The organism is Paenibacillus albidus, from assembly GCF_014644435.1.
Lineage (GTDB): Bacteria > Bacillota > Bacilli > Paenibacillales > Paenibacillaceae > Paenibacillus_AQ > Paenibacillus_AQ albidus.
The window spans coordinates 68,020-94,671 of record NZ_BMKR01000016.1 but is presented as its reverse complement, the minus strand read 5'-3'; the positions used below and the strand labels follow the sequence as shown (position 1 = coordinate 94,671).

General features: G+C 53.2%; 15 protein-coding genes. All 15 read right to left on the bottom strand.

Annotation, left to right across the window (positions count from 1 at the left end):
* Window positions 1–178: 178 nt before the first annotated feature.
* The 15 genes from IEY53_RS18990 to IEY53_RS18920 all read right to left on the bottom strand — a co-directional run bounded on the left by IEY53_RS18990 (window position 179) and on the right by IEY53_RS18920 (window position 26,539).
* Complete coding sequence (locus IEY53_RS18990) at window positions 179–6,562, bottom strand: S-layer homology domain-containing protein (protein ID WP_189027749.1); 6,384 nt, start codon at window positions 6,560–6,562, stop codon at window positions 179–181.
* A gap of 19 nt (window positions 6,563–6,581) precedes the next feature.
* Window positions 6,582–7,460 carry a carbohydrate ABC transporter permease gene (locus IEY53_RS18985; protein WP_189027747.1) on the bottom strand — a complete coding sequence of 293 codons (879 nt, stop codon included), beginning with the start codon at window positions 7,458–7,460 and terminating at the stop codon, window positions 6,582–6,584.
* Window positions 7,461–8,438 (bottom strand): carbohydrate ABC transporter permease, encoded by a 978-nt coding sequence (locus tag IEY53_RS18980; RefSeq protein ID WP_189027745.1) that lies wholly within the window; start codon window positions 8,436–8,438, stop codon window positions 7,461–7,463.
* A gap of 33 nt (window positions 8,439–8,471) precedes the next feature.
* Window positions 8,472–9,872, bottom strand: a complete 1,401-nt coding sequence (locus IEY53_RS18975) for an extracellular solute-binding protein (protein WP_189027743.1) — start codon at window positions 9,870–9,872, stop codon at window positions 8,472–8,474.
* Between the two features lie 125 nt (window positions 9,873–9,997).
* A complete protein-coding gene (locus IEY53_RS18970) occupies window positions 9,998–12,412 on the bottom strand; it encodes a hypothetical protein (protein WP_189027741.1) in 2,415 nt (804 codons plus the stop codon).
* 78 nt (window positions 12,413–12,490) lie between these two features.
* Window positions 12,491–13,531: a LacI family DNA-binding transcriptional regulator gene (locus IEY53_RS18965; protein ID WP_189027740.1), complete on the bottom strand. Its 1,041-nt coding sequence runs from the start codon at window positions 13,529–13,531 to the stop codon at window positions 12,491–12,493.
* Window positions 13,532–13,717: 186 nt separating this feature from the next.
* The gene (locus IEY53_RS18960) at window positions 13,718–14,857 is read right to left on the bottom strand and encodes a transglutaminase domain-containing protein (RefSeq protein ID WP_189027738.1); all 1,140 of its coding nucleotides are present in this window, start codon (window positions 14,855–14,857) and stop codon (window positions 13,718–13,720) included.
* Window positions 14,858–15,135: 278 nt separating this feature from the next.
* Window positions 15,136–17,499, bottom strand: coding sequence for a glycoside hydrolase family 95 protein (locus IEY53_RS18955; RefSeq protein ID WP_189027736.1), 2,364 nt, complete (start codon window positions 17,497–17,499; stop codon window positions 15,136–15,138).
* A 146-nt stretch (window positions 17,500–17,645) separates the two neighbouring features.
* Window positions 17,646–19,391: an ABC transporter substrate-binding protein gene (locus IEY53_RS18950; protein WP_189027734.1), complete on the bottom strand. Its 1,746-nt coding sequence runs from the start codon at window positions 19,389–19,391 to the stop codon at window positions 17,646–17,648.
* A gap of 147 nt (window positions 19,392–19,538) precedes the next feature.
* On the bottom strand, window positions 19,539–20,444 hold the full coding sequence (locus tag IEY53_RS18945; protein WP_189027732.1) for a carbohydrate ABC transporter permease: 906 nt from the start codon (window positions 20,442–20,444) through the stop codon (window positions 19,539–19,541).
* A 69-nt stretch (window positions 20,445–20,513) separates the two neighbouring features.
* Window positions 20,514–21,494, bottom strand: a complete 981-nt coding sequence (locus tag IEY53_RS18940) for an ABC transporter permease (RefSeq protein WP_189027730.1) — start codon at window positions 21,492–21,494, stop codon at window positions 20,514–20,516.
* Between the two features lie 558 nt (window positions 21,495–22,052).
* Complete coding sequence (locus IEY53_RS18935) at window positions 22,053–22,475, bottom strand: GNAT family N-acetyltransferase (protein WP_189027728.1); 423 nt, start codon at window positions 22,473–22,475, stop codon at window positions 22,053–22,055.
* Between the two features lie 21 nt (window positions 22,476–22,496).
* Complete coding sequence (locus IEY53_RS18930; protein WP_189027726.1) at window positions 22,497–23,078, bottom strand: TetR/AcrR family transcriptional regulator; 582 nt, start codon at window positions 23,076–23,078, stop codon at window positions 22,497–22,499.
* 126 nt (window positions 23,079–23,204) lie between these two features.
* A complete protein-coding gene (locus tag IEY53_RS18925; protein WP_189027724.1) occupies window positions 23,205–24,755 on the bottom strand; it encodes a response regulator transcription factor in 1,551 nt (516 codons plus the stop codon).
* A complete protein-coding gene (locus tag IEY53_RS18920) occupies window positions 24,752–26,539 on the bottom strand; it encodes a sensor histidine kinase (protein ID WP_189027722.1) in 1,788 nt (595 codons plus the stop codon). Before IEY53_RS18920 ends, IEY53_RS18925 begins: the two co-directional genes overlap by 4 nt.
* Between the last annotated feature and the right edge of the window lie 113 nt (window positions 26,540–26,652).

Genomic DNA, 26,652 nt, shown 5'->3' with positions numbered 1-26,652 from the left:
TCCACCCTACAAACAAAACAAAGCAGCGATCCTCCATTGAACCGGAGAATCGCTGCTTCTTTTGTGTAGTCCTCGAGGGACTACTATTCTACTTAAGGGATAATCTCATATATCGATTATCATCGTGCCCGATGACCCGGGGGTTCTACCCGCTGCCAGGACCGGAGTCCCTTTGGCATTACGGTGTCAGACCAAGCAGCCGGTAGATGATGGCCGCGGCCTGTGCCCGTGTTGCCACACCATTTGGCTCGAACTTGCCTTCGGCCATGCCGTTAATCAATCCGCCGCGGGCCATCGCTGTCACCGCTTCGGCTGCATAAGACGGCAGCTGGCTCACATCCTGAAACGCTATAGCCGGCTGTTGACCGGCTGTACCCTCCAGCGGAAGCTTGGCAAGCTGCGCCAGCCGGTAGGTCATCACGGCCATCTCCTGGCGTGTGATGCGCTCATTCCCGCCAAAGGTTCCGTCTGTCTTTCCCTGCACGATACCCAGCTTCTGCGCACTGGCAGCCGCTGCACTGTACCACGCAGCTTCCTTAACATCCCCGAAAGAGCTGACGGCCGTCTCATCCAGCAGATCAAAGGTTTTCATCAGAATGCTGATATACTCCGCCCGTGTTACACTGCCGCCGGGGTGGAAGCGGCCATCAGGCGTTCCCTGTATAGCACCGCGGGCCGCAAGTGCCTCGATGCTCTCTACCGCCCAGGCTGCCGGAGCAATGTCCGGGAAGGATACCTGCGCATAAAGGGCAACGTAGATTCCGTTCTGATTCAAAGTGGTGGCCAGTGCTGCAGAATCGGAATCATAACGGCTGCTGCCGGACACCTCTGCTTGTCCGGAACTGCCTACCTGATAAGCAACCACCTGATGCGCCTTCTCACCTGCTTTGAGGGGATATGGAAGCAAGGCTTTCGGTCCTTGCCCGGCCAGTGAATCAGCAGGCAATGCCACGCCGTCCACACTAAGCTGGATGCTGACAGCTGCCTCAGCTCCCGGCTGACTGCCCAGCTGCAGGGGCAGCTTGGCCCGTTCCACAGGAGCAAAGGTCAGCTGAAGGCTCCGGCCTCCCTGATCGGCCAGCGCCTTCAGGAAGCTCTGCGGCATTGCCGCTGTGGCCGCCCCTGCTTCCAGCCGGACGATCTGTACGCCCTGCGCTGCGGCCAGCGCCTGCAGCGGAAGTTCCACAGCGGTCTGCTTCGCGCCTGCCGCTGCCTTGATCACAACCGACAGCGTGCCGCCGGTTGCGCCCTTGACTGCCGCCTCAATGTCGGCGGCGGCCAGCACCACCTTGACCGTGCCATCCGCACCGGTCACCGGCTGCAGTACGATGCTGCCTGAACTTACGGCAGCAGGCACCGCTGTCGCCGCTGCGCTTGGCTTAGGCGTGGCTACTGGCGTATACCCACCGTCACCGCTGCCGCCGGTTGCGGGGGTCGGTACGGACGACGGCTGCGGCGTCGCAGTAGGCACCGGGCTTGGCTGCGCACTTGGCAGCAGCTGCAGCCCTTCTACGGCAGCGGCAAGCTGTGCCTCGGCCGCATCAATCTCCGATTGGGATGCGCCTGTGCGGTCCAGCAGCTGCTTGGCGTGTGCCAGTGCGGCGGCCAGCGCCTCCTGGCTGGCTGCCGTATACAGCTTCATATCCAGGGCCTGTGCCTCGGCCAGCTTCGCCTTCAGCCGTTCCGTAAGCACCGGCGGATTCACGGCAGCGAGAGTCAAGGTATACGTACGGGACTGTGCCCCGTCCTGACCGGTCACCGCCACCTTAAAGCCGGTCTGCAGCAGCTCGGCGGGTGTAAGGCCATCCTCTTGATAGACCGCCAGGGTAACTCCCTCCCGCACGGTCAATCCTTCTTTTAACTGTTCCAGTGTAGTGGTTTCCGGCACAATGATCTCCAGGCCCACCTGATCGAGCACGCCGCCGGGAATCGTAATTCCCGTAATCAGCGCATCATTGCCTGCTGCCGGAGTCAGTGCTTCGTACGCCGCTTTGAGGGCGTTGTACGCATTGTTGATATCGCCTTCAGTGGCACCCTCATCCCCGTATACAGCCCGTGCCGTTACCAGCGCGGCTTGCAGCGCGGCCCATTGTTCCGGGGTTCCGCTGTAGTTCTCTTCATTGACCTCCGGAGCTCCGGCGGTATCAATGGCTGTTTTTAACCGGGTTTTGTCGTATTTCACACTGATGCGGACACTCGCCGGCACATCAGTTCCTGTGACCTTGCCGAACAGAACAAAATCTGTGGCAATAGACAACTTGTTCAGCGGAATCTCGTCCCATACCACATCTGCCAGACCCTTCGTTTGGTCGGCATAGGTTACGGTAACCTTGGATGGAAGCACCGGCACGACATTAATCGTTGTGTTCACAGCAATCTGCTCAATACTTACAATGGCCCCATGCGCCCCCTCGGGAGGAGCTTCACCTTCCGGCTTGGCGGAGAGGGCCCGCCATTCCTTGACCCCGGTCCATGCTCCGGCTGAGCTTTTGTTCAGGATCAGCCGGAGTTTATCCGTCTTCACCTCATCAAAGGTCACTTCATTAAAGGCGTCCTTCTTCTTGTCCTGCCCGCTCATTCCGGTGACCGGAACAAAAGTGCCGGAAACCTCATCCCAATATTCAAAGCTGTAGCTGGCCGGCACCTGTATACCGCCGCCATCATCGTAGAAATAGATCGAGCTGCCAGACAGGCTCACCGGCTTGCTCCAGGTATACTGCACCCAGTGGCTGTCGCCTGGCCCGCCCCAGTTCCCGTATTGTTTCTCTACTTCACCATTCCCGATACTGGCCGAAGTATAAGGAATGTATCCGTCGTTCACCCCATAGACCGACTCCCAGGCCGAGGTGTAGGAAGCGCTTGGTGTAGCCAACAGGCCCGCATTCCGGTATCTCAGAGCACCGATGGCAACACGCAGCTGATCGGTAGCCTCCTTGATCTCCGCCGGAGTATAGCTACCCTTGGAGAGCAGCGCCTTGGCGTCAGTCAATTCGGCCTGCAGCGCTGTCCAGGTCTCCGGAATGAAGTCTTCCGGGTTCCGCACAATTCGTCCGGAAGCCTTGTCCGCATAACGCGAGACCATCTCCGACAGCTCGGCGGTGGCCACAAACACAGTCACCGGAACCTCAATTGAGGTCACCTTGTCTCCGTCGCTGACCGTTAGGCGGTACGTATATTCGCCCGTCGCTTTGAAGATTGCTTTCAGGACCGCCTGATCCGTCTGGAGCTCTTCTACTTCACCTTCCCCTGCAGTACGCTCCCACTTGTAGGTGAGCTTACCGCTAGGCAGTCCGTCATCCGTGATGGCCGGTACCAGGGTCAGCGGCACACCCTGCTCTACCTTGACAGGAGAGTCCACTATAACCTTTGGAGCCCGGTTGGCGTCCGGCGTCACATTCAGGTTATTGTGATAAATCTGAATCTCCTTGATGCCTGTCGCAAGCTCCGGAGAATGCGTCACACGGACACGCAGTGCCGAAGTGTTCACGGCCTGGAATTCTACATTGTTATAGTTGGAGGCCACATAATCCGGGTAGCGGGACTGTCCCTCTACAGGCTTCCAGGTCACACCGTCGGCATCCAGATATTCCACGCCGAAGGTCTGCGGTGTCCCATAACCGTTCAGCATGCGGTCATTGTAGAAGTACACCTTCACATTGTCTACCGTCTGCTCACCGCCCAGTTTAAAGGTGATTGCATCTTCCGCATTCGGGGATTCCCCGAACAAAGCGGTATTGGAGGTATGATTGATGGAAGCGATGGTTGAACCGTCCGCCAGATTGCGGAGATCTGAACCATTCTCGATATAGGTTGTCTCAACGGTAGTTCCCGCAGCAGTGGCCAGATTCTCACCGTCATGCTCAAGGTCAACCCCCGCTTTGTTAAACATATCTACAGTTTTGACATTGCCGGTAAGAGAGGTTGCATCGGCTGTAGCAAGTGCCGTAGCACTGCCCTTCTCGAACAGGATGGCCGTCTGCGAATTGTCGCCAACCGCCCCGGCAACCTGTTGTGCCGGCTTCTCCACCTTGCCTGTGGCCGTATCATAGATCAAATGCGACATTTCATCGGCTGTCATTACCAATTCGCCGTTAATGAACAGCGAATAACCTACAGGAATTCCTTTGTAATACGGGTTCGCATCACTATATTTGGCCGGGTCCTGCCAGACGATGGACAGATCGGCATCATGGTAACGCACATTGTCTACCGCAAAATGGTCATAGTCCACTTCAAGCGGCCATAGCTCAATCTTCTCATCCGTTCTCGGCTGAATACCGGCCATGTCCTCCAGCACCGTGTAATTCATCATGCCAAGCGTATCGTGGTGAATCCAGGCCCGTACCATGTTGCCGCTCGGATTGGGCGGATTGTCCTTGGTCCAAGGCGTGCCGAAGAAATAATCCTCCAGCCAGAAGAATTCATTGGAATCCAGGTGATCGGTATTGCCCGGTTCCACCGTATGCAGCCATGCGCCCCAGTCAAACAAAGTCTGGTAGACACTGCTGTCGATATTCTTCACCGGATAATGGCGCAGGGACGCCCGGACCGTGTTGATATAGTTGCCGAAATTGCACCAGGCGAACTGGTCCGTGCCGAAGGCATCCGTCTTGCCGTTTTTGAAATCCTCTACCCGCTTCATGATGCTGTGCTGATCCGCCGTAAAGAATGGAAAGACCGGATAGTAATTCGGGTCGCCGTAATCGGACAGCTGCGTTAAATAATCCGCTTGATATCCGGCTTGTCCTTCCGTCGGCACCACGCCGAAGTTGAACACGAACATATTGTTATCCCGCCACGGGTTGAACACATCCTGGCCGCCGACTATTTTTTTATGCAAAAAGCTGCCTGTTCCATTCGTATCGGCCTTCCCGTCGCCGTCGAAGTCAGCCTTGCCGTACCACATCTCCGACAAAATAGCCTGCTGAATATTCCCGGCAATGGTATTCATGCGGTCTCTGCCCGCCGTATCGCCAAGCTGCCCGTACATGTTAGCTGCCGCCACTGCGTTGGCATAAGTCGTCGCTGAGCCGTCCAGCCGGGCAAAGTTGCCGCCGCCGTTCCAGTGCATCGATACCGTATCGCCATCGTTGCCGGTGATCGGGCCATGATTGTAGTACACCAGATTCGGATTCGTGCCTTTAAAATGCTGCAGGGTTCCCGTCACATCATTTGCCGAATAGTCCGCGAACTTCTTCAGCAATTCCGGTCCGCCGCCGTAAATTTTGTAAGCCTCCCAGCCTACCTGCGAGGTGTTCTGCATCATGTCCCAGGTCCAGATATTCGGGCGTCCGGGGTTGTTCTTGTAGTTCTTATTCTCGGAGTATTCCCCTTGTGCCAGCCAGGTTCCGTAGGCATAGGACGGATCACGGAGCCATTTGAGATCCTGCAGCGCCCACGGCACACTTACCGTGATGCCGTTGTTATAGCCGAGCACCCCTTCCATGTTCATCGGGAACTGCCAGTCATTGCCGGGAATATTGGCTTCCAGCAGATTAAAGCGGTTACACCACCAGCGGTAGTAGAGCACCTTTTTTACATTTTCATCAGGAATATCGATATAAGGAATGTTGTCGGCCCACCACTCGTTGTAGGCCTTGACTTGAGTGCCAAAAGCCTCTTCGTTGCCCGCTGCGGATTTGAATTCCTCATAATCCGCCTTCGAGCCGGGAATCTCCTCCGCAAGCCAGCCCATAACCACCTTCTGGTCTACAGTACCTCCCGCAGGAACCGTGATTTCTTTGACCAGTGTGTTTCCGGATGGGGTCATGCCGTCTCCGCTCAGATGCACATCTACATAGGACATGGCTTCTACTACTTTTTGCCCGGCCTTGCCGATCATCAGCGGAGCCGCTACTCTGTAGCCAACCAGCTCATCCTGTTCTGCTTGGGATACAAACGGGGATTTAACCGTTACCGTCAGCTTCAGCTCTCCGGCTGTAGGATTCTTAAGCTGCAGCAGCGTTACAGCGCTGTTGTTGCTGGAGATGAATTTGCGCTGGTTAATCTCAAGGCCCCCGCTGGTATAGGTCTGATTCATATGGCTGGGGTAGTTTTTGCGTGAGTCCTTCTGCTCGTTCACGCCGCCGGTAGAGAGCGTGATCTGGTACATCGTGTCCTGGTTAAGCGTATCGGCATAATGGACGGTGCCGACAAAACCCAGCTTCGTGTTGTCCTGCGTCTTCATATACAGGGCGTTGCCCCGGCTGAGAAGCGTATTGGCTCCACCCTCATCGTTCACATCATCGGGGATCACCCCTTCATTCACAAGCAGCGCATCCAGCCACGGCAGATCGGCGTTATCCTTGGCGAATTTGTCAAAATCGAAGGCCTCGATCGCCTCCATCATTTCCCCGATCGTTGCCTGGCTGAAGTCCACCCCTTCGCGGATGATCGTATTGCCGTCTTTCCATACGGGTTGTCCATAGTCGGTTCCTACTCCCTTATGGTCAAAATCCGTCGTATAGTTGGCCGATACCGGCATCCCGCCGGTACCCATCACGACCGCTGCACATAAAGTTGCCACACAAGCTTTGCTGTACCATCTTTGCCTCGTTACCATCCCTGAATCTCCTCCTTATTTATCCCTTGATGCCGGTCAACGTAATACCTTCCACAAAATATTTGTTGCCAATCAGGAAAAACACCAGACAGGGAGCCGTTACGATCAGGGCCAGCGCCATGACCTGCTCATAGTTCGGGATACGCATCCCGTTAACGATATACAGACCCATCGGGAGCGTATAATCCGCCTCCGATTTCAAATAGATCATCGTATAGAAAAATTCGTTCCAGCAGTTGATAAAGCTGAAGAGAGCGACTACAATCATGGCCGGACGGATGAGCGGCAGCATAATCCGGGAATAAATGCGGAAGTAGCCCGCACCGTCAATCTTCGCCGCTTCACTGAGTTCAACCGGAATCGTCATGAAGAACTGCCGCAGCAAAAATACGAAATACGCATTGCCTCCCGCGCAGAAAAAGGCGGGAATGATCAGTGCCGGCTTGCCCGCCAGCCCCATCGACGTATACATGGAGTACTGCGGCAGCAGGGTGACTGCGCTTGGCAGCATCATGGTGCTGATGACAAGCACGAACCACATGCCGCGCAGCGGAAACCGCAGCTTGGCAAAGGCATAACCGGCAAAACTGGTCGTCAGCACCGTACCGATCACATACGGAACCACAATGCTGACAGAGTTCCATAACTGGCGGAGGAATTGAATACGCTCCAGCCCCAGCTTGAAGTTGTCCATATTCAGCTGCCCGGGGAAAAATACCGGCGGACGGGCCAGAATCTCCGAGTGGTTTACAAAAGCCCCGCGCAGCAGCCAATACAGCGGAAACGCAAAGACCACCCCTAGCAGGCAGGACAGCAGAATCAGCCCGGCATTTATTGCTTTTGTTTTATTTTTTGCTTTCTTAATACTTGCATAATGGAGGGTTTGTGAGGCCGCCATTTACCGCACCCGCTTTCTTTTGCCCATGGAATCATCCTTTTTGAAGGCACCCTGAAAGTAGAAGAGCACTCCCGTGATGAGCATCGTAATCAGGAAGACGACCCAGGCCTCTGCGGAAGCCAGTCCGCGCATACCCGTCTGAACAAAGGAATGATCATAGATCATGACGTTAATAAAATAGGTCATCCGGTCGGGTCCGCCGTTTCGGGACAGCACAACACTTTGGGTGTAAATCTGTATCGAGGTCATCATACACATAATCAGCTGGAAAAAGAGCACCGGCTTGATCGTCGGATAGGTGACCTTCAGGAACTTGTGCCAGGCATTGCCTCCATCCATCTCGATGGCTTCCAGAAGTTCTCCCGGCACATCCTGCAGGGTGGCAATAAAGACAACGATCGTACCTCCGCAGGTCCACAGGCTCATAATGAACAGGGTTTCAAAGATCCGCACCGGATCGTTCAGGAAATCCACCGGAGCAACACCCAGCTGCAGCATCAGCCAGTTGAGCAGCCCGCCTTTGGCCTGGTTCTGGAGCAGCATCTGCCACACGATCGTTGTCGCCAGCATCGGCACGACAGACGGCAGGAAAAAGATGGCGCGCAGCATATTTCTGCCGATGAACTTGCGGTTCAGCAGGAGGGCGACGATCAGGCAAAAGCCGATCACAAGCGCCACATTGATGAAAGCATACAGAAGCGTCACCGTAATGGATTTCTTAAATTCAGAGCTTGTATTGGTGAAGATATACCGGAAGTTGTCCAGTCCGATCCATTCCATCACCTGGCTGCCGCTCATAATCGTAATTTTATGAAAGCTGTAATATAAGCTGGCCAGCATCGGATACAGTGTCAGGATGAGGAAACCGAGAATGGCCGGTGCTGCAAATAAATATCCGGCGACCGCCTCCTTGGAGGAACCGGCGATCTGCTTTTTGACTGGAACCGGTGCCGTACCGGTTTTGCTCTCTGGGTTCATAAGCCATAGCCCTCTTTTCAAATGAAAGCTTAATTAAGATACTTTGCCGCTCTCCCATAATTGCTTGATGGCCGGCATGATAGAATCATAGACGTCCTTTACACTTTTCTGGCCGGACAAGGCCTGGTCGATGGATTTCTCGTATTCGGTATTCATCTTGAGATAAGCAGGAACATAATAGGCAGGCCACTGGACAATGGCGTCTTTGGTCGTGGCGTAGCTGAGAATGGTCTCCTTGGCGCTTTCCGGCAGATCAGCGGTCCATTTCTCAACAAGTGCGGCATCCGTATACCAGTCCGCTTGGTTAGGCAGCCAGGCCCCTGTCTTGAGCAGCTCCAGACTATTCTCCGGATTGACCATGTAGGCATAGAATTTCTTGGCTTCTTCCTTGTGTTTGGAGGTATTGTAGACGACGAGTGGCGCACCGCAGTTCATAGTAACCGCTTTCTCCATTTTGGGAAGTACACCTACCCCGATATCCTCATTGCCATTGATGTTGGCGAGGTCCCAGGAACCGCTGATGACCATGGCATAACCTCCGCTAAGCGCATCCACGGCTGAACCAATCCCGGAATTCCAGGTATACGTAAAAGCTGAAGATACTTTGTCCTTATTGGCCAGATCGGCCAATCGTTGAATGCCCTCGGCACTCTTCGGGGAATCCCACTGGAATTCTGCTCCATCCGGCGATACCACACCGCCCCCATTGGCATATGCGGCCCAAAAATGATGAAATTCACGGCCTGCTGTGACTCCGATTCCGTAGTTCTCTGTCATTGAAGCATCAAAACCGCTGTCGGCAGCCGTATTGCCTTTGGTATCCGTGGTCAGCTTCTTCGCATTAGCCAGAAAAGTGTCCCAATCCCAAGCTTCCTCAACCTTGCTTGGAGGGTAAGGCACGCCGGCTGCATCAAATTTGGATTTGCTGTAGAACAGCAGCTCCATCTGGTTGGACAGACCTACGCCGATAACCTTCTGCTCAGGGGAATGGATGGTGATAGCCGGTAATTTCTCCGGAATGCTGCCATTAGTCATCAGATCAGTGATGTCCTCAAGAATGCCCATTTCATTGTATTTCTGAATGTCGCCTTCCCCCATGTAGCTGATGTCCGGCAATTCCCCGGATTCCAGCCGGGTCTGGATGAAGGTATCGAAGGAGCCGTCTGCCGGCAGCACCTGGGCGTTGATCTTGACTCCCGTTTCGGCGGTGTACTTCTCCGCAGTAGCCTCCACCAGCTTTTTCTGAACATCATCTCCCCAATACAGCAGCTCCAGCGTGATATCTTTGGTTGCCTCCCCTCCGTTGCCGGCGGGTGACGCAGGAGCCGCATTGCCGCCGGACTCATTGCCCCCATTGCCTGAACAGCCTGCAAGACTAGAGAGCGCCATCGTTAATGCAAGAGACATAACCAGCTTACGTTTCCCAAACTTCATTTTTGTGTCCTCCCTTTGTGGTGAAGCTATCATTTCAAGGTAAACGCCAGTCTTGCTTCTAAACGTTTATCTTAGAAAACAGAATCCAATCAAGTCATTAAAGCCGGCCGGACAACCGCACCGGATTATTCCAGCATGCGGAATTTACCATCTTTGAGCTGGACCCGGGATTGCAGGGAGCCTTGCGGCAGCCGGTAATCCAGCCCGTCCTCCAGCAGCACGTAACGGGAAGGATAAGCCGCATAGCTGGTGATGGTCAAGCCTCCTTCTTCCTCCGTCAAGTCGCCGTTCACACAGCGCATAATTCCGCGGCTGTCTCTGTAAAGGTAGGCGGTAGTTCCGAATCCGAGTAGATAGGCCGCCAGCTCTTCGCCCATGTCCCAGTCATCACCGGACAATTCCGAGAAGAGGGAGGCGAACAGCGGGTCCTCCGCACTGACAAATACCGACTGACCGAAGCGGTTCCGCGACAGTTTGGGCATATTCAGATTGGGCGCCGACACGCTGTAGGTGGAAGCTGCTTCCCCGGGCTGGAGACGGCGGGGAGTTGAGCGTACATTCCAGTCATAGCAATGAAATACTGCGACTGTAGAACGGTATGCCGCTTCCAGATATTGCGGATTGCCCAAATGCTCGTAAGCGGCCAGTGCCGAAGCTGACACAAGCCCTCCCCAGAGGGAATGAATCATGGGCGACAACGCCTCCCACCAGCGGTCAGGATTCTGGAGCCGGTAATCATTGCTGAAACCGATATTGGCCAGCACCAATTGACCGTACCGTCCGGCCTCATCCATAATCCCCAGGCGGCACAACGTCTCGCAGGTCGGACCAAATCCGGCATTGTCATAGAAATGCTCCGTAATGGCTCCGCTGTATCCCCGCGCGTCCATCGCCAGCGTTCTGCCGAAGCCTTCCCACAGCTTCAGAAGGCGCTCCTGCCACACTGTAAGACCCGCTTGCTGCAGGGCCTGCAGCAAATCCTCCAGGTACAGGATAAAAATGCCGTTAAGCCGGCTCTCCGCCTTCTCCCGGGGTCCCGGGTGGCACTCCGGGTCCAGCCGCAGGCACATGACCTCGGCGGCCCATTGCAGATATACCTTGGGAGAATGCAGCTTAAGCAGATCCTCATCCATCTGCGATAACAAATAAAACACATGACCGATGTAGTCAAAATCATAGATACGGTAGAAATCGCCATACAACGGACGCGGCCTCGAAAAGTCGCCGGCCTCGAACCAGTGCTGCCTGATGTCATGCACCGCTGCCGCCTCCGCTTTGGCTACCTGCTCCGGCACTGCGGTAGACATCCTGTTGTTCATCAGCAGGAAGGCCACCTTCCCCAGGGATTCCCCTTGGTTGGACAAGGGGCGGAAGGCATGCGGCCGTTCAGCTGCCTCCTCTCCAAGGTAGCTGTTCGCAGTCAGCCACTCTGCCCGCTTGCCGAGCATGGTCCGAATCGGCTCCAGCACGTTCCAGACGAGGATATCCGTCCTTCCGTCCTCCAGGAACAGCTCCAGCTTGTGTTCTCCGGCTTCGTGACGGGGCAGTGACAGCCTGTAACGCCCGCCAGCTTCATTCACCGGCTGCAGCCGGTGTGTAATCTCCTCTTCCCGGAGGTCCCCGGTACCGGCTGGAGCACTGACCAGGCGCAGCTTGCTCAGGGATACTCCTTCAGGGAGATCAAGCTCCGCCCGAAAGACACCTTCACGGGGCAACGCCGGTGTATAGGTCCAGCGGGGATGCCCGAGCTCCTGTCCCCGGAGGTAGAAATCGTCCATGTTCCGGAAGGGCAACATGACATATGTCCAGCGGACCAGCCGCCCGGCTTCAAGCTCAAGCGGATAGTAAGCGTTACCATAGATCCAGTCGGCTGCTGCCGATTCCGCCATGGAGCGCCCATCCTCCACCAAGGAGAGCCGGTGGAAGAGCAGACCGTCAAGAGAGGGCGAGACCTGCTCAAGAAAAGCATTCTTATAACGGCAATACGTGCCTGCCGCAGCTGTTCTGCCTTCGATACCGTACACCCCTAAATGCGGGGCTTCGTTGCTGCGCCGCACGGCTGCGAATTTCGTAAAATCTCCCCCGAGATGAGTGAACACTGCGCAGGATTCATGCATATTGCGCAGCACATTCTTATCTCTGAACATGATGGAGGACAGCGGAAACCAGACATGCAGCCCGTTCAGGGTAACCGGCCTGTCCGAACGGTTCTGCGCTTCAACCGTCCAGAGCAGCCGACCCTGCTCGAGCGTATATTCAAGTCTCAGCGAGAGAGGCTCATGGTTAAATTCAACCGTAACGCGGTGCTCCCCTTCCCGCACGATCTTCGGCTGCAAAGCGGTGCTTTGCACCTCTTTCCCGTCCATCTGCAGCGTCCATTCCCCGAACAGCTTGTCCTGATCGGGATATCCCAGCTTGTCCAGATAAGCGGGGTCCACCACCCAGTTCATGGCATGGGGGTCATCCTGCAATACCAAGGTTTGCAGGGCACCGTGTTCATTGAACTCCAGCCTGTATTTCTCATTGCTAAGTTTGGTCATACCGCCACCCTTTCACCTGCCGACCTCTTAATTTAAACGTTTAAATTGTAATCCATAATTGAGTATTAGCCCGATCCTTCACTTTGTTCTGGGGGCAGCTACAGAATCCCTTTCAATTAATTGGCATTGCGGCGGCAACCGTGTATCGGATGTTTTTCCGTTAATGATCTGATACAGTGTCTCAATCGCCTGGTACCCCATCTCATGCAGCGGAAGATTCATTGTGGTGATCCGGGGGGTGAGGTAATCGCTGAACTCCCTGTTGTCGAAGCCCATTACAGACACATCTTCCGGCACCTTGAAGCCTTGGGCCGCTGCAGCCTGGAGAACCCCAACTGCCATTACATCGTTCATCGACAGAATGGCGGTCGGCGGTTCCGGCATCGCCAGAAGCTCGGCGGCCAGACGGAAGCCGCTCTCCCGCTCCCAATCCCCCATCTTGATCAGCAGCGGATCAAACGGCAGCTGGAACTCGGTAACTGCCCGGTAGTAGCCGTTCAGCCGCAGCCTGGAAGGAATCGAATCCATCAGGCCGCTGATAATCGCAATTCTGCTATGCCCCTGGCTGATCAGGTAAGCCATAGCTTCATAAGAAGCCTGCTCATCATTGTACTGGATGGACACATCATCCTTGGTATAACCGTAGGTGTATACAATCGGCTTCCCCTCGGTGTCGATTAATCCTGTCAAATCACGTGTATGTACACCGATATAAATAATCCCGTCCACCTGCTTGCTCAGCAGCTCCGATACGGCATTGGCAGCATACTTCCGATACGCCGTCACATCGTTGAAATTACGGCCGATCCTTTTATCCAGCCGCAGATTCACCAGTAGAATATGCAGATCATGCCGGTCCCCGAAATCATTGATTCCGTCTATAATATCCGGTGCGTTGAACACTGTAATGTCCTCCGCAATGACACCGATGGTGTTCGTATGCTGCCGCTTCAGACTTTTGGCGATATCGTTGGGTTTATAATTCATCTCTTCGATCGCTGCCTCCACACGTCTGCGGGTCTCAGGCCGCACATTCCGGGTGCCGTTAAGCACATAGGATACCGTAGCGATCGATACATTTGCCTTGAGGGCGATATCCTTTATACTGATTTTGCTCATTGCCATTCTCCTGTCCAAGTATCCCAGCCAACCATCAGCCATAATCTAAACGTTTAGATAAAAATTACAGTTAAAATATACCACAGGCTTTTGTTTTTTTGCAAGCCCTTTCACGAAAAAAATATCTCCCCACGGATCCAGGGTCCCCGGCTGTCCCAAGAAAACTTCTTCCGGCAGCCGGTCCGGTTATTTCCAGGTTACAAACACCTTCAAATCGCCGGTATTATCAAAAGGAGTAGTCGAATATGACAACTTGTTCAAGCCCAGCGTGTACAGCTCCTGCAGATCTTTTTCCAGTTGTCTTGTGCTGCCCCGGTACCGGAATAATATGGACTGATCTCCCTTAGCCGCCGCAATATCCGCCAGCTTAACCATCCCGGCTGCGGAGCTGACCACTCGCTCTTCTTCATACAACCCGTACTGTAGCTCGGTCTGAAGTTGCCGGTAGACCGCAGTGTCCTTTCCGCCTTTCTTCACCAGCCCGGACAACGTTTGAGGATAACTCTCCGAAGTTGCCGGGTAGGATTTAACCCAGGTATGATCGCGCCGCAGCTGGGCATCGGTTCTCATGTAATACGATGTGCTGACAGCCCCTGCTTTGTCGGGCAGCGGGTCATCCCAGGTGGTATCGAGGTGATACCACCGCCCATCCAGCAGCACCAGATTCCAGGCATGCGACTGGCTGCGTCCTCCCTCCGGCTTCGCGGTTCCTTCTACAATTTTATTCGGGATGCCCGCTTCCAGCAGCAATTTGTAGGTGAGCAGCGAATACCCCTGGCATACGGCGCTGCCAGTCTGCAGCGCTTCATAGGCAGTGTATTTGCGGTAAGAGGTGTCGTATTTAAGCTGCAGCACCACCCAGTCATGGATGGCCTTGACTTTCTGATGGGGATTCATTCCCGGAGTAATCATCTGCTTAACCGCCGCTTTGACCCGCTTGTTCACAAAAGCGGTCTGCTCCAGCGTCTCCCGGTATTTCACCTGAATCGTCACCTTTGCACTGCGGGTGCTTCCCCGGTAAGAATAGCCGTAACTGTCGACAATATAATATAAGTAAGGGTCGCTTGCCATCGCCTGGTCTACAGCCTTCTGCAACTGGGCCTTCAGGTTAGCGGTCTTCCCTTCAAAAGTAAAGGTTATAGTCTCTCTGCGGTTGGTCATGGCACCGGTAAGCCGGCTCGTCATCTCACTCACTGAGCGCAGTGATGACGAAGTAGTGGCCGCATAGGCGTAATCCCAGCCCCAGTACACCGCCGGCGGAATCGCTGCAGCAATGATCATCCCCCCTACAATCGCTTTGGCCAATGGTAGACGTCTCTTCCTCATATATGCCTTGCCTCCTGCAGCTGTATATTGAAATCGGCTTTATTTATCATTTATCCTCTACTATTAGATGCGTCATACCTTGATTAAACGCCTATAATTTGTGTAGTAAGATTCGCTTGTCACTACGGTGAATGTTTAAGACTTCCGGCCGCTGTTGTCTTCATTCCAAATTGTTCTGTTACTATTATCGGTCCGGCACACCCGGCTAATAAGTCCGCAGAATAAAAAGACTGCCTCCCGCAGAACATTCTGCTGCGAAGCAGTCTTTGAGGTTCATTTTACGGTATTAGAATATACGTCTCTCCGGCGATAGTCTCAAAAACGTCAGCTGTATCGCTGCACGTTCCGTCCGGTCTTTGCAGCGTCAGCGGCTGACTGCTGTATACGCGGCACGGCTGCCCATGTGTCGAAGTCAGCAGCGCCCGTGTTAACCTGCCGCCGCTCCACTCCATATCAACGATAAAACCGCCGCGTGCTCTAAGCCCTCTGACCTCTCCCTCGCTCCAGCTCTCCGGAAGCGCCGGCAAAAGCTCCAGCCCGTTCTGGTGACTCTGGAGCAGCATTTCGGCGATGCCTGCCGCAGCGCCGAAATTGCCGTCGATCTGGAAGGGCGGGTGGTTGCCGAATAGATTCGGCAGCGTGGCAGCCTCCAGAATCCGCCGCACACAGCGGTAGGCTTTTTCGCCTTCTTGCAGCCTGGCATACAGATTAAGCAGCCAGGAGGCGCTCCATCCGGTGTGTCCTCCGCCGGATTCCAGACGTTTCTCCAGCGACAAGGCAGCCGCAGCCGCCAGCTCCGGCGTCTGGCCGGGGCTGATCACATTGCCCGGATACAGGTCATACAGATGGGAGACATGACGGTGTCCGAGTTCCTTCTCGGCAAAATCCTCGTTCCATTCCCGCATCCGCCCGTCCGGAGCGATCCCCGGATGGGCAAGACGTGCCCGCTTAGAGATTAATTCCTCGCGGAACTCAGGCTCCGTATCCAGAATTTCCGCAGCCTGAATACAGTGGGAGAACAATTCGGCAACCAGCGACATATCCATAGCCGAGCCGGCAGACACGCTGCAAGCTTCCCCTTCGGCGGTCAGAAAGACATTCTCCGGTGACGTGGACAAGCCCGTAGTCAGCCGGCCATCCGGAAGCTCTACCAGAAAGTCCAGACAGAACAAAGCGGCTCCCTTAAGCAGAGGATATGCCGTGTCTTGCAGAAAATCCCTGTCCGGGCGGAAGGCGTAACGTTCCCACAGGTGCCGGGAAAGCCAAACGCCGCCCATCGGCCAGAATGCCCACATGGACAGTCCGTCGGAAGGGGTAGACATCCGCCAGAGGTCCGTATTGTGATGAACGGCCCAACCGCGTGCTGCATAGTGAATATTTGCAGTGCGGCTCCCGGTAATGCTAAGCTCCGTAATTAAGTCCATTAAAGGTTCATGGCATTCACCTAATCCGCACAGCTCGGCCGGCCAATAATTCATTTCGGCATTAATGTTCGTGGTATAGTTGCTGTTCCACGGCGGCTGAATCCGCGGATTCCAGATGCCTTGCAGATTCAGAGCCTGCGTGCCCGGCCGTGAGCCTGCGATCATCAGATAGCGGCCATACTGGAACAGCAGCGCTTCCAGTGCAGGATCTGCTTGTCCTTCGCGGTACTGTGCCAGCCGATCATCGGTTGGCAGCTCCGCCCGGGAAGTAGCAGGTACAAGCGCAAGCTTCACGCGGTTGAACAAGTCTTGATGATCCAAGATATGCTGCTGCTTCAGCTCTGTATATCCTTTGGAGGATGCAGCCAACTGGTTCAGACAATACTCCGAAGGCAGCGTGCCCTCGCTTCCCGGCATCCGGTCATACCCGGCATAATCGGTTGCCGCCGCCAGACGAAGGGTAACGGAGTGTGCACCGGTAACCGACAGACGTCCGTTCTCCGCCGTACAAACGCCGCCATCCGTGCGGATCTCCAAGGCAACAGCATAACTTATGCCAAGGCCTTCTTCATATAATACGGACCGCGGATGATCGCCTACATAATTATCAGCCACATGTGACGGGGCGCGGCTGGTCATGATCAGTGTTCCTTCCGGGGTCACCTCCAGGGCGAAGGGATGGGGCGAAGTCAGTTCCGCCGAGAAATCCGGCAGTATGTTCATTCCCTCTCTGCCCTCTGCACGGATATGGACAGCTATTAGCTCATCGGGTCTGCTGGCCAATACTTCGCGCACTATTCTAATGCCTCCGGCGGTATAGGACACGGCTGCCAATGCCTGCTCCAAATCCAGCTCTCTGCGGTAATCCTCTACAGGACCTGCGAGGTCGAATCTGATCCGCAAATCTCCAAGCGGTTGGTAGGATTCCGTACGGCTGCCGAGCATCCTGGCATCAATCAGCGCTTCAGCTTCCTTGTATTTCCCCTCCGCCACCAGCTGCTTGGCCGGAGCCAAATACCGCAGCGCTTCATAATTGGCTTTATCGCGCGGGAAACCCGACCACAGGGTGTCCTCATTTAACTGGATCAGTTCCTCTTCTACTCCGCCGAAGATCATCCCTCCGAGCCGGCCGTTACCCACCGGCAGCGCCTCTTCCCATACGGCGGCCGGCCTCTTGTACCACAGCTCTTGCCGCCCGGTGTTCCTGCTCTCTCCCACGTATATGCCTCCTGCCCTGTCTTAGTTATGTTCAAATTATAAACGATACTTTCCTGGTTATACAGGGTAAACAGCAATCGGCGGGAAGCCCGGACTTTCGTTCGGACTTCCCGCCTCTTCATGCTTTTTGTATGGGCAACGATTAATTACTCATTCCACAGTTTCACACGTTGTTTAACCAGCTCTTCACGTAAATCTTCAGCCTTCTCTACACCGGCTTTATCAAGTTCTGCCAGGTAGGCATCCCAGACTTTATCAAAATCAGCCGGTTTGGACAGAATGGCTTCCGGAATCCGTTTCCAAGTAATATCCTTCAGCTTGTTGTCAAGTACGACAATTTCGCTGTCGCCAGGGATCGTGATGTTCCAGGCAGCGCCCCAAGGCTTAACCTTGAATTCCTCTTCCTTAGGGAATAAATCTTTCCAGGTGTTGGCTTTGTAAGCTGCCAGTGTTTCTTTTTCTACCGCATTGTAGCCTGCTGTTACTTGTTCAGGGAAACGGGTAGTGTAGTAGCTGCCGGTTGGGTCTAACACGCCATCGCCATAGTGAGCGCTAAGCAGTGCGTAGTTTGAGCCTACATTGCCCAGTCCGGTTTCTTTTTGGAAATTGGTGGTGTCATTATATTTACGGTCATTTACATCTTCAGGAATGACACGTTTGCCGTCAACGACGTTGTAGTGCTTGCCTTCGATCCCCCAGTTAATCAGCACTTGGCCTTCATCGGAAGCCAGGTAGTCCAGGAACTTAATGGCACGTACCGGATCTTCAGCATCTACGCTGATCCCGATTCCGTTGCCACCCATGAAACCTGTAGGCCAGAAGGAAGCTTCCTTATACTCCTCAGACAAAGTTACAGGATAGTGACCATATCCTTGATCCAGCTTGCCTTCGGCTTTCAGCGCTCTTTCTCCATCGCCATAACCCCAATCCTGATCGATCAGACCAATGACACGGCCGGTAGCAATTTTGGCTTTGTACTGGTCATACTTCTGAACGAAGCTCTCCGGATCAAGCAATCCGATGTCGTTCATATGGTTGAGCCAGCGGAAATATTCTTTTTCCGCCGGGCGGCGGAAGTGATATGTTACTTCTTGCGTATCGATATCGATCGCATATTCGCCATCGTCAGGAGAACCTGTAGTAATAAATGCCGGGTTGGTTACCGTAATGTACATATACCAGTCGTCTGCATTCAGGGTCAGGCCGATGTTTTTGTTGCCGTTCTCATCGGTTGGATGTTTCTCAAGATACGCCTTGATGACGTTCTCGAAATCCTGAACCGTCTTGATTTCCGGATATCCGGCTTCTTTCACGGCACGGTGCTGAAGTTCAAATCCGCCGCCGGCATCAAAATATTTGTTATCCACACCTGCATAGGTAGGAATAGCATAAATCGCATGGTCATCATCACTGTAACGTGAACGTTTCAGGCCTTCTTCGCCAAGTACTTTTTTGATGTTAGGAGCATGTTTTTCAATCAGGTCCGTCAGATCCAGCATTGCGCCTGCATCCACCAGCTTGCTGATGTCGGTCTTCGCACTGATCAGATCCGGGTATTCGCCGCTGGCTGCAATCAGGGCTACCTTTTGGCCAGGATCACCTACCGCAAATTCAGCTTCCAGTGTTACGCCTGTCTTTTCGGTAAGAACTTTACCCACTTCATCCTGCATCCCCGTCCAGTTCGGGTTAGGGTCTGAACTGAAGAAAGTCATATTTAGCGGGGAAGTATCGGCAGCCGTGTTGGCAGCATTCCCCGAATTCGCGGCATTGCCGCCTGTATTCCCGGCTGTATTACCGTTGTTACCGCCGCAGCCTGCGAGCAAACCTAGCATCATAACGGAAGTGAGCGTGATTGCCGAAGCTTTGGCTTTTATTTGTCTGTTACTTGCCATGAAATAAACCCTCCTTAAAATTGTTTATCTATCGTATCACAGGTGAAGTCCTGTTATACCCATGCCTGATTATCCAAAAGAAAACGGATACACATTTGGTTTGAATGAGAGGGGAGACTAAGCTCCCCCCTGTCACTGAAGCAGTGACTAGCTCTTCACGGCTCCAAGCGTCATGCCTTTGACGAAATACTTCTGAATGAACGGGTAGACCAGCAGGATTGGGACGGTTACAACGATCGTAATCGCCATTTTAAGCGATTCCGGTGACACCTGATTGGAAGCCAGTGAAGCAATATTGGAGCGGTAATCGCCTCCATTCCCACTGGTTGTAGTCTGCAGAACTTTCATCAATTCGAATTGCAGCGTAGTCAGGTTAGGACTGGACCCGTTATATAGATACGTATCGAGCCAGGCATTCCATTGGCCTACCGCCAGGAACAGCGAGATGGTGGCCAGCGCCGGCTTCATGAGCGGCAGAATGACACGCCAGTAGATTGTGAAATCATTGGCTCCGTCCAGCTTCGCCGATTCCTGCAGCGCATAAGGCAAACCGTCGATGAAAGAGCGGATGACAAACACGTTGAAGGCACTAACCAAACCAGGCAGGACGTAGACTGCAAAGCTGTTCATCATATGCAGATCCTTGATCAGCATGTAGATCGGAATCAACCCCCCCGATACATACATGGTCAACGCCAGGAAGGTAGAGACGAACTTGCGGCCTTGGAAGTCAGGACGGCTGATTGTAAACGCGAGCATGGAGGCACTGAGCAATCCAAGCAGGGTTCCGATGACTGTCCGTAAAGCCGATATTTTGAACCCGGTCATGAGTCCCGAGAAGGTAAAAATCTTCAAGTAATTGTCCCAGGTAAATTCCCGGGGATAGATGGTGATGCCGCCGCGTACACTATCCACTGAATCATTCAGCGAGATCGCAAGCACGTTCAGAAACGGGTAGATCGTGATCCCAACCACGAACAATACCACAGTATACACAATGAAATCAAAAATCCGGTCCGGCCAGGACTTGCCTGTGATGGATGTATTTCCCATGGGTAACGTTCTCCTTTCATGAAAAGGGCAATTTGCTGCCACGACCTGAGTAAAGGGGGCCTCCGTATCCTACAGAAGGCTCTCTTTAGTTGTGCGTTTGAAAAGTCCATTAATCGTAAACAGCAGAACTACACTGATCACAGAATTGAATATATTAATTGCGGTACCGTAGGAATATCTCGCCATGCCTAACCCATATTTCAAAGAGTATAGATCAAGCACTTGCGCATAATCGGTAACGAGGTTATTTTGCAGCAGGAATTGCTTCTCAAAGCCGATATTGAGCAAGTTACCAATCGACATGATCAGCAGGACGATAATGGTCGGGCGGATACCCGGCAATGTAATATGCCATACCTGGCGGAGCCTGCTGGCGCCGTCCACACGGGCCGCTTCGTAAAGTTCAGGCCCGATACCCGAAATAGCCGCAAGATAAATAATCGCGTTCCATCCGGTTTCTTTCCACACATCCGATAAGGTGACAATCCCCCAGAAGAGATGGCCCTGGGCCATAAACTGGACAGGAGCGTCAATAAAGCCTATTCCTAACAAGATATCGTTTACAAGACCATTTTCACTGGACAGCATTTTAGTTACAATGCCCGCTGCCACGACCCATGATACAAAGTGGGGCAAATACGAGACGGTCTGAGCAAATCGCTTGAATATGCCGAGACGCACCTCATTTAGTAAGATTGCAAACGTTATCGGAAAAATAAAGCCTGCGACCAGGCCCATAGAGCTCATCGCCAGCGTGTTCCGCAGTGCCAGCAGGAATTGCGTATCGCTGAACAGCGTCTTAAAGTGTTCGAACCCTACCCATTCCTGTTCAAAAAAGCTGCGCGCGGGCTTGTACTTCTGGAACGCCATCGTCCAGCCCCATAACGGAAGATAACTGAAGACGAATGCCCAGATTACAAAGGGAATCGACATCATGTACAAATATTTTTGATTCTTGAAGGTTTTCCAAAACCGTCCCCCTGAAGCAGGCTTTTTGTTGCGCTTTCGGGTATCCGGCGGGATTTGAGCAGTAACTGTTTCCGCTTTCATAAAGCCCCCTCCTCTCTATGTTTATATTTTAATTCATCTGTAAGCGATTGCAGTACCCCACTAATTCGACTTAAAATCAGGTGAAAATTAGAGATTTGAGGGTGTAATGAAGCGGATACATTGTTGAAAAACGCTGAAACCACGCATGAATTTGCTGAAACTTCGAATTTTCAAAAACACTTGATATCTCAGGGATTAACCCCTTCCTTAAGCCCATGTCTAATTCACATGTTTAATACTTAACCCCGTAACCAAATATGCCCCCGAGCCAGCGTTCAATAAGTGAACGGTGGTCGGAGGCGATAGAAGCGGACTGGAGAGACCTTATTTGGGCGAAACATCCGAATTTTTGTGTTAAGCGGACTGGAAAGACCTTATCTGCTTCCAAACCCTCCTTTTGGAGCACATTTGAAGTAAATAACGGATCTGTAGTCCGGCAAAGCAGAAATAGTCTCGAAATGGGCGAAATAGCGGATCTGTAGTCCGCCACGCGTACAAGCGAAGATTCCATGTCCTCAGGCAGCCTCAAAGGAATCTGCCAAGTATAGAGGTAAAGAATTATAGGTTTTTTACCATCAGCACGTGTGGAATACCATCCTCCATAAACACTGGAGAACTGGTGGAATAACCCAGCTTCTGATAAAAACCTTCGGCCTGCTGCTGTCCGTGCAGCTTCGCTTGGCTAAGTCCGCGCTCAGCTGCCATCGCCTCCAGTGTCCTGATGATAAAAGTACCCAGCCCATACTTGCGGTATTGTGGCCGCAGGCAGATCCGTTCGAGCTTGGCCCACCCCTCTACAGTCCGGAGTCTGGCGGTACCTGCAGGCTGTCCCTCATAATAGACCAGAATGTGTTCCGCGTCCTGCTCATGCTCATCAAATTCATCGGCCAACGGTACCCCCTGCTCCTCGACGAACACCTCCGTTCTGATCCGAAAAGCTTCCTGCAATTGTTCTTCCGTTACAATACGCACAGCGTCCACGCCAATCATCCTCTCTATGGATTAGATCTTTCGGATACCTGTCCAGAAAATGGACCAAATATCCTCCAAACGTCGTTCAAACTCTTCTGGAGGGTAAAAAAACATCTGCATCGCAATTCCGTCCAGCAGGCAATAAAACGCCGCCAAAAGACTGTCTGTCTGTTGTTGTCTGATATCTCCTGTCCTGATCCCCTGCTCAAAAATATCCCTGTAGAGCATAGAGGACCGTTGTTCCATTTCCGCAATCTGCTGCTGCAGCACGTCCTGAAAGAAAGGCGGTGGAAACTGCACCGCCCGCTTGTAAAAAGCGGTCAGCTCCGGATGCTCCACCTTGTAGCGGTAGTTCGAGAAGACTACAGTCCGAAGCCGTTGTTCTGCCGGTTCTGCCTGCAGACTCCCGTGCAATTGTGCCAGGAATTCAATGTAGTGCCGGGACATCGCTTGAAAAACCGCGAAGAACAACTCCTCTTTCTTGGTAAAATAGGTGGCAATCGATTGCTTCTTAATTCCGACAACCTGCGCGATGCCTGCCAGTGATGCTCCTTCAAAACCTAACTCGGCGAATTGCGCCAGAGCCGCCTTGAGGATTGCATTTGCAGTCATATCTCCACCTCCCTGACGATCGTCAGGTAATCATCGCACAGGATCACCGATTATGTCAATTACAAGAAAAACAACGCATTCACAATTGGCTGCGGATGCGCTGTTTAGTATAACGTCAATAGAGAATCAGTTGTTTTTACGAAAAGAACTGGGAGAGGTGCCCACATATTTGCGGAATTTCGCGTTGAAATAATCAGGGTTCATATAGCCTACCTTCTCGGCTACCTCGTACACCTTCATACCTTGCGCCAGGAATTCCTTAGCTTTCTCAATCCTCACTTTGTCTACATACGTATTGAAATATTCACCGGTGGTGTTCTTGAACATCTTGCCCAGATAAGCGCTGTTGTAGCTGAACAGTTCGGATAAGGTCTCAAGCTTCAGGTTCTCATTGTAGCGGCGGTGAATCAGCTCGGTGATTTTTTTGATCTCGTTCCCTTTGCCGCCGCTGGACATCTGATCGGCAATCTCCGCCAGGAAATTGACAACCTGCTCTTGCAGATCCGCCAGATAATGGCTCTGATAGAGCTCGCCGATCGGCGGAGAATGCTTAGCGGCGTTGCTGCGGATCTCCGGATAGACCGGTTCGAGCCGGGCCAGCACCGTACTGAGAATCCGCACAAACGTGTCTTTGATCCGCTGCTCTTCACTGCCCGAAGCCAGCAGATCTGCACAGATCACCTTGACCAGCGGCTCAATAGCCGCGCGGTTTCCGGTTTCAACGGCCAACAGGAGCCGGCTCTCCGCATCCTGCCCCTCTTCGGCCCGTTCCTCCAGCACTCCGGCAAACAGCATGCCGGAAAGATCGGCGCTGATCAGAATCCCTTTGCGGAAAAAAAATGCCCGGCGCAGCAGCTCACGCGCCACCTGAAAGGACAACGCGGCCTCTTCCGGTCCGGGTACTGTCCCTCCCGTTGCCGCGCTGAAGTCATACCCCTTCCGGCGGATCAAGCCGGAAAGCTCCTCCATCAGCTGCTCCCATTCCTGTTCCCCCTGCAGCGGCTCCTGGAGCAGCAGCCCCATATACGGCGGCAGCGTAAAGAATAGCCGCTCTCCGCTGCTGCCAAAATGCTGCTCTACAGCAGCCTTAACAGCCCGTTCATCTTCCTCTCCGCTGCCCGAAGGGGCAAGCAGTTCAAGCAGGACGACTTCGACATGGCCCGGTTTTAGACCCAGGGCAGCCACGTGCTTGGCCGGATCATCCTCGCCCTCCTCCGCAGATGCCGGCTGCAGCAATGCCCGCAGCAGCATCTCCCGGTTGCGGGCAGGCTCCTCTTCATTCCAGCGGCTAAACCGGCCTTCCTGGGCAATGGTGTCCCTAAGCTCTATCAGATAAGAGACCATCTCTTCTTCATCCACCGGCTTCAGTAAATACCCGTCGATACGATGGGCAATCGCCCGCTTCGCATATTCAAAGTCGGCATACCCGCTCAGAATAAGCACATGACAGTTGGAGCCTTTTTCCCGCAGCTCGGCAATCAGCTCCAGACCATCCATCCCGGGCATACGGATATCCGCTACAATCAGCTCCGGGTGGCAGGTATGGTATTTCTCCAGCGCCTGCAAACCGTTGGCTGCCGTTGCCACCACCGTATAACCAAGCTCTTCCCATGGAATGAGAGCCCTAAGACCCTCCCGCAGCTTCGGCTCATCGTCAACAATCAATACTTTGATCATAGATTTGTGTCCTCCATTGGAATACGGAACATAATAACCGTTCCTTCATTCAATCGGCTCTCGATATTCAGTCCATAAGCGTCGCCGTAGGATAACTTCAACCGGTCATGCACATTGCGCAGTCCGATCCGCGCCCCTTCCTGCTCTTCCCGAATTTCAAGAGTATTCCGGATCTGCTCCAGCCTGTCCGGGGTAATTCCGGCTCCGTTATCCGTAATAGTAAAGACAGCATGATCTTTCTCCTGCTTGATATTCACCGTCACCACCGCCCCCTCCATCATGTTGTCCAGTCCATGGATCACCGCATTCTCCACTAGAGGCTGCACAATTAGCGGCGGCATGGTGAGCGATTCAATGCCAGGGTCCAAGATAAATTGATATTTTAACCGCTCCTCATAGCGGAATTGCTGAATATCCAAATAACAGCCGACCATATCCAGCTCCTGCTTAAGCGGAATTTTGCTGCGTCCGATCTCCAGATTGCTGCGCATCATTTTGCCGAGCAGTCTTACAACCCGCGCGATTTCCTTCTGCCCTTTCATATGGGCCTCCATACGGATCGCTTCCAGTGCATTGAACAGAAAATGCGGATTGATCTGGCTGGCCAGCATTTTAAAACGAATATCATTCTGTTTCTGTTCGAGCAGACTGTTCTGCTCATTCGATTCCTGCACCTCGACCATCAGATCATGAATGCTGCGAACCATTGAATTGAACTGCCGGGCGAGCAGGGCAATCTCATCTTTGCCGTCAATCTGCAGCGTAGCATCGAAATCCCCGGTACCCACCCGGTTAATATGTCTGCTGAGATGGAGCAGGCGCCGGGAGAACAAGGAGGAGAAGCTGAAGATCAGCAGGAAAGCCAGAACCACACTGACCGCTATCACTGTCAGAGACAGCTTAATAACCCGGTTTGGTTCCTTAACGATGCTGTCAATGGCAAACACAGAAATCACCCGCAGCCCGTTGCGGCTTTGCTCGGGTCTAAGCTCTTCAATAACAATTTTGGAAGGTTCGCCGTCCACATCCGCTTCATAGCTTCCGCTGCCCAGGCCCAGCAGCTTGGTGTCGAAGGCGAAATCGAGCAGCTTTTTGCCTGCCCTCTGAGGGCGGTTCGAGGCGATAATGTTATTCTGGTCGTCTACAATCATCGTATCAAAAGATTCCTGATTCAGAATCGAAGTCAGCTTGCTGCTGTTGACATTGATGACAAGGACGCCGGTTTTGGAGGAGCCTTCCAGTTTGATTTTACGGATCAGGCTTAAATATTTGCGGCGATCGCGCTCATCCTCAATGTACTCCCAGCCGATCATGCTGTCATACCGCTGCGCGGTCTGGTACCAGTCACTCTCCCTGATCGCAGGTGTGGGATTGATCAGCTCCCAGTTATTAAGCAGCGTCGAATTATCCGTGTACAACCGGATGTTGGCTATTTCAGTATAAAGTCTTAAATACTCACGGATATCTGTATAATCGCGGTAGGCCTCTACAACGTTATAAATACTCTCATATTGGCTCACAGCCAGCTTTTTCAGCCGGGCATCATTGCTCAGACGGTAGGAAATATCCTGGGATACGCCAATCACTTCTTCTGTTCTTTTGCGGACCCGGTCCACATTGATTGAGGCCTGTTCCACCGCATTGTCAAAAGCCATCGTGCGCATCTCAAACGTCAGATACCCGCCCACCAGCAGCAACGGAAGCATCGTCACCCCGAAAAAAGCAAGCAGCAGCTTATTGCGGATCTTAATATCATTCATCAAATTGACGAACCAGCGAAACATGGCTTTGCGCCTCCCATGACCCTATCTTTTTCTCGGTAAGGCTTCCGCCTGGAGATACCCATAGATTACATAAAATTTATGAAAACGGCAACAAAAGCCCTCCGCAGACCGCG

Bases quoted from the DNA above. Each gene is read 5' to 3' on its own strand.
- IEY53_RS18940 (WP_189027730.1), bottom strand. From the start codon at position 21,494: ATGAAAGCGGAAACAGTTACTGCTCAAATCCCGCCGGATACCCGAAAG.
- IEY53_RS18985 (WP_189027747.1), bottom strand. From the start codon at position 7,460: ATGGCGGCCTCACAAACCCTCCATTATGCAAGTATTAAGAAAGCAAAA.
- IEY53_RS18945 (WP_189027732.1), bottom strand. From the start codon at position 20,444: ATGGGAAATACATCCATCACAGGCAAGTCCTGGCCGGACCGGATTTTT.
- IEY53_RS18970 (WP_189027741.1), bottom strand. From the start codon at position 12,412: ATGACCAAACTTAGCAATGAGAAATACAGGCTGGAGTTCAATGAACAC.
- IEY53_RS18920 (WP_189027722.1), bottom strand. From the start codon at position 26,539: ATGTTTCGCTGGTTCGTCAATTTGATGAATGATATTAAGATCCGCAAT.
- IEY53_RS18975 (WP_189027743.1), bottom strand. From the start codon at position 9,872: ATGAAGTTTGGGAAACGTAAGCTGGTTATGTCTCTTGCATTAACGATG.
- IEY53_RS18980 (WP_189027745.1), bottom strand. From the start codon at position 8,438: ATGAACCCAGAGAGCAAAACCGGTACGGCACCGGTTCCAGTCAAAAAG.
- IEY53_RS18965 (WP_189027740.1), bottom strand. From the start codon at position 13,531: ATGAGCAAAATCAGTATAAAGGATATCGCCCTCAAGGCAAATGTATCG.
- IEY53_RS18925 (WP_189027724.1), bottom strand. From the start codon at position 24,755: ATGATCAAAGTATTGATTGTTGACGATGAGCCGAAGCTGCGGGAGGGT.
- IEY53_RS18950 (WP_189027734.1), bottom strand. From the start codon at position 19,391: ATGGCAAGTAACAGACAAATAAAAGCCAAAGCTTCGGCAATCACGCTC.
- IEY53_RS18960 (WP_189027738.1), bottom strand. From the start codon at position 14,857: ATGAGGAAGAGACGTCTACCATTGGCCAAAGCGATTGTAGGGGGGATG.
- IEY53_RS18930 (WP_189027726.1), bottom strand. From the start codon at position 23,078: ATGACTGCAAATGCAATCCTCAAGGCGGCTCTGGCGCAATTCGCCGAG.
- IEY53_RS18990 (WP_189027749.1), bottom strand. From the start codon at position 6,562: ATGGTAACGAGGCAAAGATGGTACAGCAAAGCTTGTGTGGCAACTTTA.